The 18455-nt window shown below is 45.1% G+C and carries 19 protein-coding genes, 1 tRNA gene and 1 pseudogene; 10 read left to right on the top strand and 11 right to left on the bottom strand.

Annotated elements, in window-relative coordinates; all coding sequences use genetic code 11:
- Nucleotides 1-273 precede the first annotated feature (273 nt).
- Nucleotides 274-903: a cation diffusion facilitator family transporter gene (locus E4T80_RS11340; RefSeq protein ID WP_135058484.1), complete on the bottom strand. Its 630-nt coding sequence runs from the start codon at nucleotides 901-903 to the stop codon at nucleotides 274-276.
- A gap of 74 nt (nucleotides 904-977) precedes the next feature.
- On the opposite strand from E4T80_RS11340, the gene E4T80_RS11335 reads away from it, so the two are divergent.
- Complete coding sequence (locus E4T80_RS11335) at nucleotides 978-1370, top strand: MerR family transcriptional regulator (protein WP_135058482.1); 393 nt, start codon at nucleotides 978-980, stop codon at nucleotides 1368-1370.
- Nucleotides 1371-1432: 62 nt separating this feature from the next.
- Here E4T80_RS11335 and pckA read toward each other — a convergent pair whose 3' ends face one another.
- Nucleotides 1433-3043: a phosphoenolpyruvate carboxykinase (ATP) gene (gene pckA / locus E4T80_RS11330; protein ID WP_135058480.1), complete on the bottom strand. Its 1611-nt coding sequence runs from the start codon at nucleotides 3041-3043 to the stop codon at nucleotides 1433-1435.
- Nucleotides 3044-3228: 185 nt separating this feature from the next.
- On the opposite strand from pckA, the gene ftsB reads away from it, so the two are divergent.
- From ftsB to ispF, 3 genes are read left to right on the top strand one after another with little or no spacing between them, the layout of a single operon-like run.
- Nucleotides 3229-3504 carry a cell division protein FtsB gene (ftsB, locus tag E4T80_RS11325; protein WP_047976196.1) on the top strand — a complete coding sequence of 92 codons (276 nt, stop codon included), beginning with the start codon at nucleotides 3229-3231 and terminating at the stop codon, nucleotides 3502-3504.
- Between the two features lie 8 nt (nucleotides 3505-3512).
- Entirely contained in the window at nucleotides 3513-4190 is a 678-nt protein-coding gene (gene ispD / locus E4T80_RS11320) for a 2-C-methyl-D-erythritol 4-phosphate cytidylyltransferase (RefSeq protein WP_135058478.1), read from the top strand.
- 1 nt (nucleotide 4191) lies between these two features.
- The gene (gene ispF / locus E4T80_RS11315) at nucleotides 4192-4668 is read left to right on the top strand and encodes a 2-C-methyl-D-erythritol 2,4-cyclodiphosphate synthase (RefSeq protein ID WP_135058476.1); all 477 of its coding nucleotides are present in this window, start codon (nucleotides 4192-4194) and stop codon (nucleotides 4666-4668) included.
- On the opposite strand, the gene E4T80_RS11310 is transcribed toward ispF, so the two are convergent.
- Both E4T80_RS11310 and E4T80_RS11305 read right to left on the bottom strand, forming a co-directional pair.
- Complete coding sequence (locus E4T80_RS11310; RefSeq protein ID WP_135058474.1) at nucleotides 4665-4937, bottom strand: GNAT family N-acetyltransferase; 273 nt, start codon at nucleotides 4935-4937, stop codon at nucleotides 4665-4667. The genes ispF and E4T80_RS11310 overlap by 4 nt on opposite strands.
- Before the next feature lie 90 nt (nucleotides 4938-5027).
- Nucleotides 5028-5104 (bottom strand) — tRNA-Met (locus E4T80_RS11305).
- A 214-nt stretch (nucleotides 5105-5318) separates the two neighbouring features.
- Here E4T80_RS11305 and mltA point away from each other — a divergent pair.
- A complete protein-coding gene (mltA, locus tag E4T80_RS11300; RefSeq protein ID WP_135058472.1) occupies nucleotides 5319-6422 on the top strand; it encodes a murein transglycosylase A in 1104 nt (367 codons plus the stop codon).
- 132 nt (nucleotides 6423-6554) lie between these two features.
- Here mltA and E4T80_RS11295 read toward each other — a convergent pair whose 3' ends face one another.
- From E4T80_RS11295 to E4T80_RS11275, 5 genes are all read right to left on the bottom strand, one after another.
- Nucleotides 6555-7253, bottom strand: a complete 699-nt coding sequence (locus E4T80_RS11295) for a LutC/YkgG family protein (protein ID WP_135058470.1) — start codon at nucleotides 7251-7253, stop codon at nucleotides 6555-6557.
- Between the two features lies 1 nt (nucleotide 7254).
- A complete protein-coding gene (locus E4T80_RS11290) occupies nucleotides 7255-8664 on the bottom strand; it encodes a LutB/LldF family L-lactate oxidation iron-sulfur protein (RefSeq protein ID WP_047976201.1) in 1410 nt (469 codons plus the stop codon).
- A gap of 1 nt (nucleotide 8665) precedes the next feature.
- Complete coding sequence (locus E4T80_RS11285; RefSeq protein ID WP_135058468.1) at nucleotides 8666-9397, bottom strand: (Fe-S)-binding protein; 732 nt, start codon at nucleotides 9395-9397, stop codon at nucleotides 8666-8668.
- Between the two features lie 191 nt (nucleotides 9398-9588).
- Entirely contained in the window at nucleotides 9589-11184 is a 1596-nt protein-coding gene (locus E4T80_RS11280; RefSeq protein WP_135058466.1) for a lactate permease LctP family transporter, read from the bottom strand.
- 154 nt (nucleotides 11185-11338) lie between these two features.
- Complete coding sequence (locus E4T80_RS11275) at nucleotides 11339-11830, bottom strand: dihydrofolate reductase (RefSeq protein ID WP_135058464.1); 492 nt, start codon at nucleotides 11828-11830, stop codon at nucleotides 11339-11341.
- A 77-nt stretch (nucleotides 11831-11907) separates the two neighbouring features.
- Between E4T80_RS11275 and proB the strand changes: the two genes are divergently transcribed.
- The 3 genes from proB to nth are packed head-to-tail and all read left to right on the top strand — an operon-like array spanning nucleotide 11908 to nucleotide 14429.
- Nucleotides 11908-13005, top strand: coding sequence for a glutamate 5-kinase (proB, locus tag E4T80_RS11270; RefSeq protein ID WP_135058462.1), 1098 nt, complete (start codon nucleotides 11908-11910; stop codon nucleotides 13003-13005).
- 15 nt (nucleotides 13006-13020) lie between these two features.
- Nucleotides 13021-13785 carry a TSUP family transporter gene (locus E4T80_RS11265; protein WP_135058460.1) on the top strand — a complete coding sequence of 255 codons (765 nt, stop codon included), beginning with the start codon at nucleotides 13021-13023 and terminating at the stop codon, nucleotides 13783-13785.
- Between the two features lie 8 nt (nucleotides 13786-13793).
- On the top strand, nucleotides 13794-14429 hold the full coding sequence (gene nth / locus E4T80_RS11260; RefSeq protein WP_135058458.1) for an endonuclease III: 636 nt from the start codon (nucleotides 13794-13796) through the stop codon (nucleotides 14427-14429).
- Nucleotides 14430-14671: 242 nt separating this feature from the next.
- Here the strand turns inward: nth and E4T80_RS11255 are convergent, their stop codons facing one another.
- Nucleotides 14672-17176, bottom strand: coding sequence for a glycogen/starch/alpha-glucan phosphorylase (locus E4T80_RS11255; protein WP_135058456.1), 2505 nt, complete (start codon nucleotides 17174-17176; stop codon nucleotides 14672-14674).
- Nucleotides 17177-17456: 280 nt separating this feature from the next.
- Between E4T80_RS11255 and rplY the strand changes: the two genes are divergently transcribed.
- Nucleotides 17457-17744: a 50S ribosomal protein L25 gene (rplY, locus tag E4T80_RS11250; RefSeq protein WP_047976208.1), complete on the top strand. Its 288-nt coding sequence runs from the start codon at nucleotides 17457-17459 to the stop codon at nucleotides 17742-17744.
- Nucleotides 17745-18028: 284 nt separating this feature from the next.
- Here rplY and E4T80_RS11245 read toward each other — a convergent pair whose 3' ends face one another.
- Nucleotides 18029-18307 carry an NGK_0946 family protein gene (locus tag E4T80_RS11245; RefSeq protein ID WP_135058454.1) on the bottom strand — a complete coding sequence of 93 codons (279 nt, stop codon included), beginning with the start codon at nucleotides 18305-18307 and terminating at the stop codon, nucleotides 18029-18031.
- Nucleotides 18308-18380: 73 nt separating this feature from the next.
- Here E4T80_RS11245 and E4T80_RS11240 point away from each other — a divergent pair.
- Nucleotides 18381-18455: pseudogene (locus tag E4T80_RS11240) on the top strand (IS1595 family transposase); the annotation flags it as partial.

Below are 18455 nucleotides of genomic sequence, written 5' to 3'. Positions count from 1 at the left end.
GTTTCCATGCAAAGCATACCAGGTTATTCCCTGTTTAAATAACAAGGAGTTTATCAAAAGATGCAGTGGATCACTTTTCGATGATCTTACTGCATCAGCCTGGCGCATTTTTGCATGATCATTAACACCCATCGAGGAAAAATGTGCTGTGGAAGAACGCCAATGGAAACATTAGTTGATGGAAAACGAATTTGGGCAGAAAAAAATTTAAGCTCAAATTAATCTGACAAAATCTATGCAATGATTAGGGGGTAAGACAATGAGCCTGCACATTCAGCGTTTTAGAGCAACGATGGCGGCTTGAGTGATCTGCCAGCCGCTGCGTAAAATAATAAGGCTGAGTAATAAGCTGGCAAGCGGGTCGATCCACTGCCAATCAAACAAATACGCCCCTAATCCCGATAAAATCGCCACTATCGAACCGAACAAATCTGCTAACACGTGTAAATAAGCGGCACGAATATTCAGGTTATTATGATCCGCATTCAACATTAAACGTGCCACCACAATATTGACGATCAGCCCGATAATCGCGACCGCCATCATTGGAAGCGGTAACATTTTGATCGGATTTTGCAAACGCGCTATCGCTTCCCAAATAATATAACCTGCAATCAGTAATAACGATACCCCATTGACGACAGCCAAAATCTGCGATACCTTCGAACGCTGAACGGAAACCCACAGCGCGAGCAACGCCAGCCCCAACGACAAGGCATCATTTGCCATATGACCGGCATCTGCCATTAAAGCAAGGCTATTAAACCAATATCCGCCGACAAATTCCACCAGCATAAAACCGGCAATAATGCTAAAGCTGATCAACAATGTACGCTTATCTTGCGGAATATGGTGGTGATCGTGGTGATGATTATGCGCTGCGTGGGAATGAGAGTGGGACATAAAAACTCCTTAATTAACTTCACTACTATTCGGTTGTTAAGATAAAAGGTGTAGTTACTACAAGGTCAATACCGATGTTAACATTTTTCAAAAAAGGGCAGCTTAGTCGGATCACCGGCATTCACCTCGAAACGATTCGCTACTATGAGAAAATCGGGTTGCTGACCGAACCGCAACGAGCGGAAAATGGTTATCGCTTATTTACCCAAGCCCATATCAACGAGTTAAACTTTATTAAAACCTGCCGAACGCTTGGGTTCAGCATTGAGGAAATTAGGCAACTTAAAGCGTTGCAAAACGTCGAGCAATCACATTGTGCCGATGCGATCGTGGCACAGCATATCCATACTATCGAACAGAAAATTCAACAACTTACCGAAATGAAACAAAGGCTATTGGCGATTTCCGACTGTCAGCCGAATGAGAAATGTAAAGTAATGGCGTTTTTAAAACAGGCAGAAACATAGAAAAGCAAGCGGTCGGTTTTGCAAGAAAAGTAGCAAAACCGACCGCTTGTTAGGGGATTAAATTAGCATTTCGGCCCTGCGGCAACAAGGGCTTTGCCTTCTTCGTTAGTGGTATATTTCTCGAAATTTTTCACAAAACGGGCAGCTAAATCTTCTGCCTTCGTTTGCCATTGTGCTGCATCAGCATAGGTATCACGAGGGTCAAGAATTGCCGGATCAACACCCGGTAGGGCTTTCGGCACTGCCAACTCGAAGATCGGTAATTGGTGCATTTCCGCATTTTCGATAGAACCGTCTAAAATGGCATCAATAATACCGCGGGTATCTTTAATTGAGATACGTTTACCCGTGCCGTTCCAGCCGGTATTGACTAAGTAGGCTTCCGCTCCTGACGCTTCCATTCGTTTTACCAACACTTCGGCATATTTTGTCGGGTGTAGCGAGAGGAAAGCTGCACCAAAACAGGCGGAGAATGTCGGTGTCGGCTCGGTAATACCTCGCTCCGTACCGGCTAATTTCGCAGTAAAGCCCGATAAGAAATAATATTTGGTCTGCTCCGGCGTTAATTTAGATACCGGCGGTAATACCCCAAATGCGTCCGCAGTTAAGAAAATCACTTTTTTGGCGTGCCCCGCTTTAGAAACCGGCTCAACAATGTTTTTAATATGGTAAATCGGATAAGACACACGGGTGTTTTCTGTTTTTGAGCCGTCATCATAATCTACCGAACCGTCTGCCCGAACCACTACGTTTTCCAATAACGCATCACGTTTAATTGCGCCGTAAATATCCGGTTCGTTTTCAGGAGATAGCTTGATCGTTTTCGCATAGCAGCCGCCCTCGTAGTTGAAAACTCCGTCATCATCCCAGCCGTGTTCATCGTCCCCGATCAATTTACGTTTCGGATCGGTAGAAAGGGTGGTTTTACCCGTACCGGATAAACCAAAGAAGACCGCCACATCGCCTGCTTCGCCCACATTTGCCGAACAGTGCATTGACGCAATGCCTTTTAATGGTAGCCAGTAATTCATCAGCGAGAACAAGCCTTTTTTCATCTCGCCGCCGTACCAAGTACCGCCAATAAGCTGAATTTTTTCGGTTAAATTAAACGCAACAAAGTTTTCGGAGTTTAAGCCCTGCTCTTTCCAATTCGGGTTCGTTACTTTCGAGCCGTTCATCACCACAAAATCCGGGCTGAATGTTGCCAATTCCGCTTCACTCGGGCGGATAAACATATTTTTCACGAAATGCGCCTGCCACGCCACTTCCGTAACGATACGCACGGCAACGCGGCTGTCTTTATTCGCCCCACAGAATGCGTCAATCACAAATAAACGTTTATTAGACAGTTGATGAGTTACCAGCTCTTTTAAACTCTGCCAAGTGGCTTGGTTCATCGGTTTGTTGTCATTTTTAACCGCATCGGATGTCCACCAAACCGTGTCTTTGGTGTTTTCGTCCAATACTAAATATTTATCTTTTGGCGAACGACCAGTAAAAATCCCCGTATCCACTGCCACTGCACCAGATGTTGTGAGCGTTCCTTTTTCAAAACCTTCCAGCCCCGGTTTCATCTCTTCTTCAAAAAGCTGTTCATAGCTTGGGTTATGCACGATTTCTTTGACATTAGTAATGCCCAACGCTAAGAGTTCCTGTTCCACACGATTCAACATAAGATTCTACCTCGTTTAATAAGTTGAAGAATAAAATTGATGAGCCGGATTATAGGGGATTTCGCTTCAAAAAAATGTTACATACTTCAAACTTTTCAATATTGGTAAAAAATTTTTTGTTTTTTGCCACGACTATTGCAAAATCAGAGTAAAATACGCTATCCGATAGTATTTTTAGACACTCTATGCGCTTACTGATTATTAGTTTATCCGGCGTCTTTTTTTATTTTCAATACCTCTTTTGGTTTGGGCAAAACGGCTGGTTAGAATATCAAGATGCCAAACAAGCCGTTGCACAATTAAGCGATAAAAAAGCGCAACTTGAAGCACGCAATGCGTTGATTTCTGCCGAAATTCACGATCTGAAATACGGCGTGAATGCCTTAGAAGAACGGGCTCGCCTTGAGCGAGAAATGGTGAAAAGCGATGAAACCTTCTACCGTATCGTACCAAAAAACTAATGGAATCAATGATGCGTGAAATTATAGCGATTATCCCTGCCTCCGGTGTCGGCAGCCGAATGAATGCGCCGTTTCCGAAACAATATTTAATGCTACACGGCAAAACAATTTTGGAGCATACGCTAGACTGTTTTCTCACCCACCCGCATATACGGAAAATTGTTGTCGCCGTCTCTGAAACAGATCAATATTATCCGCAAATCGCACAGCTAAAATCGGATAAGATTCAGCTTGTATTTGGCGGTGAAACCCGTGCCGAATCGGTCTTTAACGCGTTGAGCGTGGTGGACGATCACTGCTGGGTGCTGGTTCACGATGCAGCAAGACCTTGCCTCAAGCGGTCAGATCTCGACAAACTTTTGCAAATTGACGACCCGCAAGGTGCAATTTTAGCTACGCCGGCGATCGATACTATCAAACGGGCAAACGGCACGCACATTGCCCGCACCGAAGATCGCTCAGCCCTTTGGCACGCACTTACCCCGCAATTTTTTCCGGCAGGGAAGCTAAAAACAGCATTAAACGCTGCCTTTCAACAGGGATTTACGGTAACGGACGAAGCCTCCGCAATGGAATATGCCGGTTTTCACCCGCAATTAGTGGCAGGTCGCAGCGACAATATTAAAATCACTCGGCCGGAGGATTTAGCCCTCGCCGAATTTTATTTGATGAAAGAAGGAACATAAAATGATACGAATCGGACACGGCTTTGACGTACACGCCTTTAGCGAACAAGGCCCGCTGATTATCGGCGGCGTCAGCATTCCTTATGAAAAAGGTTTTATTGCCCACTCGGACGGCGATGTGGCACTTCACGCACTCACCGATGCCCTACTCGGTGCAGCCGCCTTAGGTGATATCGGCAAACTATTTCCCGATACGGATATGGCATACAAAGGGGCAAACAGCCGCGGGTTATTGATTGAGGCTTATCGTCAGGTACAGGCTAGCGGCTATAAAGTCGGCAATGTTGATGTAACTATTATTGCACAAGCGCCTAAAATGCGTCCTTATATCGATCAAATGCGTCAGGCTATCGCCGAAGATTTGCAGTGCGACATCAGCCAAGTAAACGTTAAAGCCACTACCACCGAAAAACTTGGCTTTACCGGCAGAGGCGAAGGCATCGCCTGCGAAGCGGTGGCGCTGCTCGTGAAAAACTAGCCTATCAGCGCCGAATGATTACGGCGCATTTTTGCATCAACATAACTGCAACTCGGTTTAATCTTTAAATGCTGTTGCAACGCAAACGCAATCAAGGCATTGTAGAGTTCCCCCGCAATGCCTTTGCCTTGTAACTCTGGCACAACTTTGGTGTGAAAAGCCTCAATTTTAGCCTCGGAAAGATAACGATACGCCAACACACCGCCCTGCTGCCCCTCATCTGTCAAATAGATAAATTGGTTTAATGAAGGTTGATGAATCACCGACATAGCACAGCCTCGATAATATAAAATAGGGATTTGAGTATAAAGGATTTGTTCAGCTTAAAAAAGGGAATTAAGAATAGAAAATATTAGAAATGGTTGCGGGGGCTGGATTTGAACCAACGACCTTCGGGTTATGAGCCCGACGAGCTACCAAGCTGCTCCACCCCGCGTCAGATAGGCTTATCATAGCGTAAAAACGTATAAACGCAAGTAGTAATCGCGTTTTAGCAGTTTAAATGCCTAAGAAAAAGGCAATATTAGGATAAAATCACCAAATTAAGCTCTTTTTTACGACAATAATTTTTATACCGTTTTACCTGTTTTTTTGTTACTCTAAGCACTCTTTTAACATCTTATTTACTTCGTTTAAAGGACACACATTCTATGGCTTGGAAAGCATCTCAAAAAATTGCTCTTTTAACCGGTATTGCACTGTTAGCAGTCGGCTGCAGCACCAAAACGACGAAAAAAACCTCACGTATCGATCCGGATACCGTCAAATTTGGGGCAAAATTTCAGGGACGGCAATTTATCTCAAGCAGTTTGCCTATGGTATCGACGGCTCGGGTTGGTGTTAATGGCAAAATTGCCAATAGCCGTGATTTTATGCGTCAAATCGCTAATGTTCGGGCGTATTCCAACAATATCACCGCCCGCTACGCTCACACCTATGGCAAATTATCGTCTTGGGTTGCAGCAGGGGCAAATATCAACGAGCTGTCAAGATACGGTATCAACGCCCGTTTAATGCGAGGGCAAGACGGCTATCAAAATGTGATGATGACAGGCTATTTCATTCCGGTGATTAAAGCCAGAACTATACCGCAAGGGCAGTTCCGCCACCCGATCTACACTATTCCGAAAGGCAATAAAAAATATACTCGTGCAGAGATTTATAATGGTGCATTAGCGGGAAAAGGGCTTGAGCTGGCGTATAGCAATTCAATGTTGGACAACTTTTTAATGGAAGTCCAAGGAAGCGGTTTTGTCGATATCGGCAACGGCAATTTACGCCACTTTGCCTACGGAGACAAAAACGGTTACAGCTACACGGGCATCGGGCGATTACTGGTTGAAGCCGGCGAAATTCCAAAGGAAAAGATGTCCACGCAAGCGATCAAAGCGTGGGCAGCCCGCAACCCTTCCCGAGTACAATCCTTGCTTGAGCAAAACCGTTCGTTTGTTTATTTCCGACCGGACAATACCTTTGATGTGAAAGGCTCTGCTGGTGTGCCGCTCGTGGCATTGGCATCGGTAGCTTCGGATACCAATATTGTCCCTTCCGGTAGTGTATTATTAGTGGAAATGCCACTTATCGACCAAAAAGGGAACTGGACAGGCAAACATCAATTACGCTTAATGGTTGCTTTAGATCGCGGCGGTGCGGTGAAAGGGCAACATTTCGATCTATACCAAGGCATCGGTGATCAGGCGGGGCATCAAGCCGGTCATATGAAACACTTTGGGCGGGTTTGGGTGTTGAACTAATTGAAATGAGTTTACCACTTAATCCGGTGGAGAATATCCGCTTGTGGATTAGCTACACATAGGGAGTTTTCCTCTAAAAAAGACCGCTTGTCTTTCACAACAAGCGGTCTTTTTACTTATATTTTTTGCAAATTACAGATCGTCAATCACTAAATACACTTTAGAAACCGGGCCGTGTACCCCAACGACCTTGATTAACTCAATATCGGCAGTCGCACTTGGGCCGGAGATAATGTTGATACAAGACGGCATTCTTTCGCCCTGTTTCGCTTTTGCATCTAAAATATTTGCCAGTTGGGCAACGCGCGGCAAGACATTGCTTTTTCTCAACACAACAATCGAGGTTTCCGGCAATAAACTGACCGAACGTCCAAAGGCTTTGTCCGAAAATAACACGATACCGCCCGACTCCGCCAAGCCGTATTCGCCGTAAACAATGCCGATGTCCGCTTTTTCCGCCTGTGCAATATTATTTTGCCCTTGATCGTGATCCCAAACATAGCTTTCAAATCGGCTTTGCACTGCCGATAGAATGCCTAAGTCGGCTAAACGGCTGTCATTATTTAAAATTACACTACCGCCACCGTATTTCTCACAGATCTCAATAAGAGTCTGTGCAGCATCTTCCGCGTTTGCTACCACAACATCTGCCATCATCACTCGTGCAAACTCAATAAATTCGTTGCAGAGGACTGCTTGGCTGCGATCGGTTAAGCGGGTTTGCGGATAATCATTGACCAATTCCGGCATCGGTTCAGGCGTTAATTGGCGGGATTTCCCCATTTTTTCCGCCAATTTATTCAGAAAATTCTCACGATTTTGCATATCCATTTTATTTCCCTCTGCTATTAAACCAATCACGGAAACTTTGTCCTTCTGCCGATGGTAAATCCCGTGCTTTCGTCCATTCCGCCAATGCACCGACTTCAATCGGTGCTTTGCCGTTTTTAATCAATTTACCGGCAACTTTTGCCCCCAAATTCACCCCGACTTTCCATAAGGTTGGATGGGAATTGGCAAAATTAAAGCCGAAAATGGATAGACGCTCTGCCGCCGGCGTCATCCCGTTTTGAGCAATATGCTCGCGGTGTTTTAAGATCAACTGCGCAAGCGGGATTTTCACCGGACAAACCGAGTTACACGCCGTACACAATGAGCAGGCATACGGTAGCTCTTTAAATTCCTCATAACCGCCCAACAGCGGTGAAATCACTGAACCAATCGGGCCCGGATAAATCGAACCGTAGCCGTGCCCGCCAATTTGACGGTATGCCGGACAGGTATTCAAACAAGCACCGCAGCGGATACAACGCAATACTTCCTTAAATTCGCTGGCTAAGATTTTTGAGCGACCGTTATCCACTACCACTAAGTGAAACTCTTCCGGCCCGTCCGTTTCACCCTCAAGGCGAGGGCCTGTCAGCCAAGTATTGTAAGCGGTGAGTTTTGCCCCTACCGCACTGCGAGCCAACATTGTAATCAGTACATCGACTTCTTTGAAAGTCGGCGCTAAACGCTCCATTCCCATTACTGCGATGTGCGTTTTCGGCACAGTGGTTGCCAGACGTAAGTTACCTTCGTTGGTAACTAAACAGACTGAGCCGGTTTCCGCCACTGCAAAGTTACAGCCGCTAATGCCGATGTCTGCTTCCAAGAAATCTTGGCGGATTTTTTCCCGTACAAACAGCGTCATTGCTTCCGGTGTTTCCGGGCCGTCATAGCCTAACGTATCGTGTAATTCTTGACGGATTTTATGGCGATCTTTGTGAATTGCCGGCACAACAATATGAGACGGTTTATCGCCAACGATTTGCAGCAAATATTCGCCCAAATCCGTTTCAACAACGCTCATTCCCTCTTTTTCAAGCACCTCGTTCAGCCCGATTTCTTCCGTTACCATAGACTTGGACTTCACAATTTTTTTCGCTTTCTTTTCCAGTGCCACTTGGCGAATGTAAGCGGTGGCTTCCTCTGCCGTTTCTGCAAAATAAATCTTACCGCCGTTTTGAATTACTTTTTCGCTAAGTTGATGAAGATAAGCGTCTAAATTGGCAAGAACGTGGTTACGAATTTGTTTGGAGAGATCACGCCACTCCTCCCAGTGCCCTAGCTCGTCCACCATTTTTTGACGATTTGTGCCGATAGTTTCTTGCGCTTTGACAATGGCTTTGCGCATCATTTCATTATGGATTTGGTTATCCACACGGGCTTTAAAGGCAAGATGGCTGGTTTTTAACGACATTTTAGTTCCCTCCCTGCATTAACACTTCGGCAATGTGCATTACTTTGACGTTTTTGCCCTCACGGCTTAAACGCCCGCCAATATTCAACAAGCAACTGACATCTGCACCGATTAAATAATCCGGCTCCGCATCGGCAATATGTGCGACTTTCTCCGTAACCATTTCACCGGAAATCTCCGCCATTTTAACGGAGAATGTGCCACCGAAGCCGCAACAGGTCTGTTGGTTGTGAATTGGCAATAATTCTAGCCCTTTCACATTTTGCAATAGGGTAACAGGTTCATTGACAACGCCTAATTTACGGAAAAGACTGCAGGAGGGGTGATAGACAGCGCGTCCGGTTAATTGCGCACCTACGTTGGTTACGCCCAATTTATTCACGATAAAATCGGTCAGATCGTGGAAACGGTTGGCAACTTTTTCTGCCCGTTTTGCCCACTCGCTTTCGCCGAAGCGTTCAAAATAGTCCGGATAGTTTTTGATCGCATAAACACAAGAGCCGGCAGGGGCAACAATCGGATCATCATTTACCTCAAAGGTTTCAACCAAGTTCTTCATTCCCGCTAAAGCCTGCTTGGTATAACCGCTATTGATTGCCGGTTGTCCGCAACAGCCTTGTTTTTCAAGGAAAGTTACGTTGCAACCGAGCTTCTCCAGCAATAATACGCTATTTTTGGCTACCCCGGCTTTCACCACATCGGCGATACAGGTTACGTAAAAATTAACGTTCATAATCACTCCAATAAACTCAAAATATAAAAAATAAATACCGTCATTCAAATATTGCCTTGCTAAGCCATAGTTTGCTTAATCGGCAATCCCACAAAACGGAAAAATGAAAAGCAGAAAACAAGCGGTATGATTTTGTAAAAAATTAACAAAATATACCCGCTTGTTTTGAAATAACAAAATACTAACGTGTTTTAAAGTGCGTAGAAAATCGGCACAATAAACAGTGCAACCAATGCGGCAATAATACCGTAAATGATCATTGGCACAACGGTTTTCTTCAGAATAGCACCCTCTTTATTCTCAATATTTAACACGGAATTTACCGCAACAATATTATTGATGCACACCATATTCCCCATTGCACCGCCAACGGATTGCAATGCAAGAATGAGACTTGCGGATAAACCGGTTAATTCCGCTGTTGATAGCTGTACGCTACCGAACGTTAAGTTTGAAACGGTATTTGAACCGGAGAAGAACGCCCCCACAGCCCCTAGGTATGAAGCAAACAACGTCCAGTATTCACCGGTGGCTTCAGCAAAACTTTTGCCGATAATTTTTACCATTGAACCGTCGCCGCCCACTAGCATTAAATTCACCATAATCAATGCACCGACTAAGGCGAAGAACGGATTTTTGGTCTGTTTAAAGCTGCCGACAAAAATATCTTTCGTTTTGCCAGCCGATACCGCAAATACCGGAATCGCAATTAACACGGTAATCACAAACGGGATAAGTGCCGGCACATAGAGTAATTTATAACTCGCATTGATTGAGGTACCAAAAATATTTTTCAAACTGAAAATTAACCCTTGGCTAATGTCAAACAACCCTAATGAACCGAGTTGGACGCTAAACCACGACGCCGCATCGTTCATCATTGCTTTAAACGGTAATTGGTGGATACGGGTAATAATTAAAATAGCAATCAATAAACCGGTCGGGAATAAGGCTTTAACCACTTCACCGGTCGAAACACTGCTTTGTTCCAGCGTATTTTCCACTTTTGCCAAGCCGATGCCTTTGTTTGCCACCAAGACAGAAATCAATAACCCGATTGCACCACCCACTAATGACGGAAATTCGTAGTTAACTTGTGCTAACAAGAAATACGGCACCACACAGGCAAAGACGCTAATGTAAATAAACACGAGGTTTTTGCGGATCTCTTGCCAAGAAACGATAAGCAATAACGCCATCAATGGAATTACCAATGCCGCAAAAGAGTGGATAAAGGCGGTAATTGAGCCGATCTCCAAAATTTGCGCTTCACCCAGTTGTAACGGCCCCATTCCGAACCACGTCGGTGTGCCGACCGCACCAAAAGAGACCGGCACGGAGTTCATTACCAACGCCAACATTGCCACTCTTAACGGCGGGAAACCTAACCCGACCAAAATCGGTGCGGCGATCGCTGCCGGTGTACCGAAACCGCTCGCCCCTTCAATCATAAAGGCGAACGCCCAACCGATGATCATAATTTGCGCCACCGGATTCGGATTGATATTACCGAGCCATTTACGCAAGGTATTAGTTACCCCGGAGACTTCGGAAAAACGGTTGAATAAAATTGCCCCGAAAATTACCGTAATCGGCGTTTGCACCGCCACAATTGCAGAGGCAATATTGGCACTGACGAGTGTAATATCCGTGCCGAAATAGATAAGTTGGATAATCAGCACGACCACCGCAATCCACGGCAATGCAAGGTAAGAAGGAAGTGCATTGCGTTTAACCATTAGGTAAATCAGCAATACGATAGGAAAAATACTCAGAAATAGAGCCATAAGCCCTCCAAATCAGATAAATAAAAAAGAGAAGTTCCGAATTATCGCCGTATTTTAGTAAAAATTTACAAATAAGAAAGCGTAATGTTACTGATTTGTGAAATAGATCACAGTCATTCACGCTATCCGTTCAAAAAGTTAGCAAAATAGTCAACTATTGCCGTTTTGCTAAGATCATAAACCGGCAGTCATACGGATTTTGCTCATCTTTCATTACATATTTTTCGGCGGTCAAATCCCATTGGCTTTCATCAAAATCAAAGAAAGTATCGCCGTCAATATCGGCTTGAATGTCCGTTAAATACAGGGTATCTGCCAAAGCGATCGCCTGTTGGAAAATAGCCCCGCCGCCAATAATCATTATTTCATCGCCCGTTGCAAGTTTTTGCGCTAACGCGACCGCTTGTGCCAAATCCGTGGCGGCATACGCCCCTTCCACCTCAAAATGCGTACGGGATAAAATAATATTCGGGCGTTTCGGCAATAGCCGCCCGATAGACTGGTAGGTTTTTCGCCCCATAATCACCGGTTTCCCCACCGTATTTTCACGAAACCACGCCAAATCCACCGGTAAATGCCACGGCATTGCATTATCTTTACCTATCACTTTATTTCGACTTCTTGCCACAATTAAGCTAATTTTCATTCACACTCTCTCTTTGAAATAAAATGGATTTTAGCAGATAATAGCGGTCAGTTTCTTTTCTTTTTCTGCAAAAAATAATGACTAAAACCATCGTAATTAAATTGGGGACGAGTACCCTCACTCACGGGACAAAGCATCTCAGCCGCCCGCATATGTTGGACATCGTCAAACAGATCGCCGAGCTACACCAACAAGGGCATCGGCTGATTTTAGTTACCTCCGGTGCGGTGGCGGCGGGGCGGGATTATTTGGGACACCGTGAGCTGCCTGCCACCCTTGCCAGCAAGCAATTACTGGCAGCCGTCGGGCAAAGCCAACTTATTCAAGTCTGGGAAAGCCTGTTTTCAATTTACAATATCAAAATCGGGCAAATGTTGCTCACCCGTGCCGATATTGAAAATAAAGACCATTTTTTGAACGCTCGTGATACCTTAACCGCCCTGCTTGAGCAGCAGATTATCCCGATCATCAATGAAAATGATGCGGTGGCAACCGCTGAATTTCGTATTGGCGATAACGATAATTTATCCGCTCTTGTCGCTATCTTGGCACAAGCGGAGCAGTTGATTTTACTCACCGATCAAACCGCATTGTTCGACAGCGATCCACGCACCAACCAAAATGCCAAACCGATTTCCGTGGTCGAAAAAATCACGCCAGATATTCGCCAAATCGCCGGCGGCAGCGTAACGGGCTTAGGCACAGGCGGTATGAGTACCAAAATTACCGCCGCCGATATTGCAACCCGCTCCGGCGTAGAAACCGTTATTGCTTCGGGCGAAACGCCAAATGTGATTTTATCTCTCGTCAAAGGGGAAGCCCTCGGCACACGCTTTTTAGTGCAAGCCGACCGTATTGAAGGACGCAAACAGTGGCTGTTCGGCGCACCGCCGGCAGGCACGATTACGATTGACCAAGGGGCTGAAGACGCGTTGTTAATTCAGCATAAATCTTTACTTCCCGCCGGGATTATCCATATTGAAGGGCAATTTGCCCGTGGCGAAGTGGTGAAAATCCTCAATCAAGCAGGCAAGCCGTTAGCTCTCGGCATCAGCCGTTATAACAGTGAAGCATTGGCATTGATTAAGGGCAAAAAATCCAACGAGATCGAGCAACTACTCGGCTATGAATTTGGTGCGGTGGCATTGCACCGTAACGAGATGGTTATCTATTAACAGTCGGAGGCACAGATGGAATTAGGATTGGATATGCTCTCGCTGCTCTTTGGTGTGGCGTTAGTGGCGGGCTTTATTGATGCTATCGCAGGCGGTGGCGGGCTACTCACCATTCCGGCATTATTGGCAACGAGTATGCCGCCAGCAGTCGCCCTCGGCACGAACAAATTACAGGCGTGTGGCGGTTCGTTTTCTGCCTCGCTCTATTTTCTGCGTCAGAAAGCCGTCAATCTACGCCAAATTTGGCTGCTCATCCTAATGACCTTTGTCGGCGCATCGCTCGGCACGCTGTTGGTGCAGAACATTGATGTCAATGCTCTCAAAGCGATCTTACCCTTTCTCATTCTGTTGATTGCGCTCTATTTTTTATTCAGCCCGTCTATCAGCAATAACGATCGTAAACAACGCCTTAGTTACCCGCTATTTGCCTTTACAGCGGCTGTCGGTATCGGCTTTTATGACGGCGTTTTCGGCCCGGCGACCGGCTCATTCCTCACCCTCGCATTTTTACTCCTACTCGGCTTTAATTTAACCAAAAGTGTGGCTCACGCGAAAGTGCTTAATTTTACCTCTAATATTGCCTCACTACTCTTTTTCGCACTGGGCGGCGATATTTTGTGGAAAGTGGGGTTGGTAATGATGATCGGTCAGGTTATCGGCGGCACGCTTGGCGCAAAAGTGGCAATCAGCAAGGGTAAGCAGATTATCCGCCCGTTGATTGTTACAATGTCGCTCATAATGGTTGGCAAAATGCTGATCGATCAAGGCTACTTTTCTTAGGATAAATAATGAACAAAGCAAAACGTATTGAAATTTTAACGCGTTTACGGGATCAAAATCCCCACCCCACGACCGAGCTTAATTACAGCAACCCGTTTGAATTACTGATTGCGGTGATTTTGTCGGCGCAAGCCACCGATGTCGGCGTCAATAAAGCGACCGCCAAACTTTACCCTGTCGCCAATACCCCGCAAGCGATTTTGGATCTTGGCGTGGACGGCTTAAAATCCTACATCAAAACGATCGGCTTATATAACAGCAAGGCAGAAAATATCATCAAAACCTGTCGAGATCTCATTGAAAAGCACAATGGTGAAGTGCCACAAACCCGTGAGGAATTGGAAGCCCTCGCCGGTGTAGGACGTAAAACCGCCAATGTAGTACTGAACACCGCTTTCGGGCAGCCGACCATTGCGGTCGATACCCATATTTTCCGTGTGTCTAACCGCACCAATTTTGCCCCCGGAAAAGATGTGGTGAAAGTGGAAGAAAAGCTACTGAAGGTTGTGCCTGATGAATTTAAAGTCGATGTGCATCATTGGCTTATTTTGCACGGACGCTACACCTGCATTGCCCGCAAGCCCCGCTGCGGCTCGTGCATTATTGAAGATCTGTGCGAGTACAAAGAGAAAACAGAGATTTAAACCTCACCACAAGCGGTCGGTTTAAGGGCATTTTTTGCAAATGGCAGCATTGTGTCTCAAATACATAAAACGGCTAGTTCAATCTAAAAGGGACACCGCATTGGTGTCCCTTTCATCATAATCAGCAATGACTTGCGCTTATCACAATCACTAACAAAACGTGCCTAAAATTCAACTTTATCCCCTACGGCATATCATTGATTTTGCACGTTTTCCATCGTAACTGACCGCTTGTAAGGCCTCTATTTCGATCTCACACGCTCGGTAGCGTCAGTAAATAACTCGGCGATTTTAGGTTGCGTGGCAATCTGTTCATCGCTCATTGGCTCAATCTGCCAAATCTCACGGGCATAATCCAGCACGGATCGATCCGATGAGAAATACCCCATATTGGCAATGTTAATCATCGCTGAACGTGCCCACGCTTTTTTATTGCGGAAATAATCGGCGACCTGTTCTTGCGTGTCCACATAGCTGCGGTAATCGGCGCAGGCTTGATAGTAATCCCCTGAATTTAAAATCAGATCTTGGTAGCGATACGGATCGTCCGGTGAAAATTTGCCGTTCAGAATTTGTGAGATTGCTTCGTTGAGCGCGCAGTCCCGTTCAAAATAGTGGTAGGGTGAATAACCGTTGCGGCGTAAAGCCTCCACCTGTTCCACCGTATGACCGAAGATGAAAATATTCTCCCGCCCTACTCTCTCCAAAATCTCGACATTGGCGCCGTCTAGCGTGCCTATCGTTAATGCACCGTTCAACGCAAATTTCATATTTGACGTACCTGAGGCTTCCGTACCGGCAAGGGAAATCTGCTCGGAAAGATCCGCCGCCGGAATAATCAGTTGTGCTAGGCTTACGCTGTAATTCGGGATAAACACCACTTTGATTAAATCTCGGATACGGGGGTCATTATTCACCACGTTTGCCACATCATTGATCAGGCGGATCACCTTTTTCGCCGCATAATATGCACTGGCGGCTTTACCGGCAAAAATAAATACCCTCGGCTGCCAGTCTGCTGTCGGATTTTTCAAGATACGGTTATAAAGGGTGATGATGTGTAGCACGTTAAGCTGCTGGCGTTTATATTTATGGATACGCTTGATTTGTACATCAAAAATCGCTTCTGGATTAAGCGTAATCCCTTGTGTTTTTTCAATGTAAGCGGCAAGTTTGCGTTTATTTTCAACTTTAACCGCCATCACTTCCGCTTGAACATTCGGATCGTCAATCAAGCGGTTTAATTTATCCAACTCGGTCAGCGCTGTTCGCCAGTTTTGCCCGATATGTTTATCTAAAATGCGGGTTAATCCCGGATTGGCAATCTGAATCCAACGGCGAGGGGTTACACCGTTCGTAACATTGGTAAAACGTTCCGGGTAAATGCGGGCAAAATCGGCAAAGATGGATTCTACCATTAAGTCGGAATGGATTTTCGCCACCCCGTTTACTTTGCTTGAGGCAATCACTGCCAGCCACGCCATTCGTACTCGGCGTTCGCCGTTTTCGTCAATAATGGAGACTCGGCGGACAAGATCGTCATCTCCGACAAATTTTTCCCGTACTTGTTGCAAGAACCATTCGTTAATCTCAAAAATAATCTGTAAATGACGAGGTAAAATACGGGCAATCATTTCTACCGGCCAGCTTTCAAGGGCTTCGCTCATCAAAGTGTGGTTGGTATAGTAGAAGGTCTTGCGGGTAATTTCCCACGCTTTTGCCCAGTCATAGCCTTTATCGTCGATTAAAATACGCATCAACTCCGGAATGGCGAGGGTCGGGTGCGTATCATTCAAGTGAATTGCCACTTTATCGGCTAAATTCTCGCAAGATCCGGATTCGACTTCGTGGCGGCGAAGAATGTCTTGCACCGAGGCACTACACAGAAAATATTCTTGACGCAAACGTAATTCCCGTCCGTTGTAGGTAGAGTCGTCAGGATAAAGCACTCGAGACACATTTTCCGAGCTGTTTTGGCGGCTCATTGCCGCAAAATAATCACCTCGGTTAAAATCCGCCAAATCAAACACTTTTTCACCGGCGTGGGCAGACCAAAGCCGCAAACTATTGGTTGCGGAGATTTCAAAACCGGGGATCAGTTGATCGTGCGCCTGTGCAATAATTTCTTCTTCCGCACGCCAATGGGTCTTCTTACCTTCCTGCCACGTTCTGCCGCCAAAACGGACTTTAAAACGCTTACTGGCACGCACATAAGGCCAAGCAAATTCTTGCTCAAGCCAATAATCCGGATGCTCCACTTGTTCCCCATTTTTAATTTCTTGGCGGAACATACCGTATTCATAGCGAATCCCATAGCCGATAGCCGGAATTTTCATTGCAGCTAAGCTGTCCATATAACAGGCGGCTAAACGCCCTAACCCGCCGTTGCCTAAACCGGGATCGCCTTCTTCGTTGATAATATCCTCTAAATCCTGCCCCAGTTCATCAAACGCCGCTTTCACTAATTCATAAACACCTTCTGCAATCATTGCATTACTGAAGGTTCTCCCCATCAAAAACTCCATAGAGAGATAATAGACACGGCGGCTGGTATTTGCCGCTTGGCTGCGACGGGTTTGCAGCCACGATTGAGTGGACAGATCCCGCACAACACGCAGAGCTGCATTCAGCCAGTTACGCCGGCTCGCTTCCCGTGGTTCAACCCCTAATGCAAATACCAATTTATGCAAAATCGCCTTCTTCACATCTTGAATGTTATCAGGACTTAATGATGTAGAATGCCCCATTTAACTAGACCTCCAAAGTAGAATGATACGTTAAAAAATCGCCGCATATTTTACAATTATTTTCCACAAAATCCCATTACTTACCCTGTTTAAAATAAACTGACAAACCATTAAAAATAACATTATCAAACAGGATATTCGATGAAATTAGTCTTGCTTTTTAATAAAACCGCATTAAAATATGCGCTCGGCTTTTTGCCGTTAATTTTTTGGGAATAGCTGGGTCGCCTGCTATTTTTGATTCACGGAACATTCGTTCCCCAATAATGAGACTTAAACAATGTCATTCAAATTTGAAGCTGAAGTTCGTTCGGCGCAAGGTAAGGGTGCGAGCCGCCGCCTGCGTCATAATGGTCAAGTGCCTGCAATCATCTACGGCGGTAAAGCAGAGCCTGTATCCATCATTTTAGATCACGATAAAGTTAACAACGCCCAAATCCACGATGCGTTCTATAACGAAGTATTAACTATCGTTGTTGCCGGCAAAGAAGAGCAAGTTAAAGTACAAGCCATTCAACGCCACCCGACTAAACCAAAACTTGTTCATTTAGACTTTAAACGCGTTTAATTTTAGCGTAGCCTAAACGAAAATAGAAAAAGCCCTTTTAGAATGAAAGGGCTTTTTTAGTAATTATCTGCATATTTTCCAACTGTAACTTTGACTTATCGCACTCCTCTTACAACCACTCTTGAAACTGAAGCTGTTACTGACTTCTTTTTTAAATAATACCAGTCAATAAAATTATAAAATCTCGCTCTTTTTAAGATATAGTAAAACCCCTACAATATAGTTATCTGTAGAGGTTTTAAATTAGTATTATTTTTTATATACAGTTACTTTAAAATTTCATATTAACGATATACACCAAATACACTCATTATAGATTTAACAGCACCGATACCTTCTTGAACAGCCGAAGCACCTTGACGAATAGTTTCAGCATATCCTTGTGCTTTAGCAGCCTGAGTTTGAGCTTCAGCGACTTCATTTACTCGTTGCTTATTATATTGTTCAAGCTCTGCTTTTGTAACACGAGATGAATTTAAACCACGCGTAGCATTGATATCCTCTGTACCAGCACAAGCAGTCAACATAGTAGATATTGCTAAGATAGCTAATAATTTTTTCATAGGAAAGTCCTCTTAAAATAAGGGGCTGTACTAGATAACTAGGGAAATCTAATTTCAGGTTAGAATAATCCCTATGAGAAGAAGTCGTTTAAGTCAGTACAAGCAAAACAAACTGATTGAACTGTTTATTGCGGGTGTTACTGCTCGC

The sequence above is a fragment of the Muribacter muris genome, assembly GCF_004569585.1.
GTDB classification, from domain to species: domain Bacteria; phylum Pseudomonadota; class Gammaproteobacteria; order Enterobacterales; family Pasteurellaceae; genus Muribacter; species Muribacter muris.
Note: the sequence above shows the minus strand (reverse complement) of the source record. Positions and strands in the feature narration are given on the sequence as shown.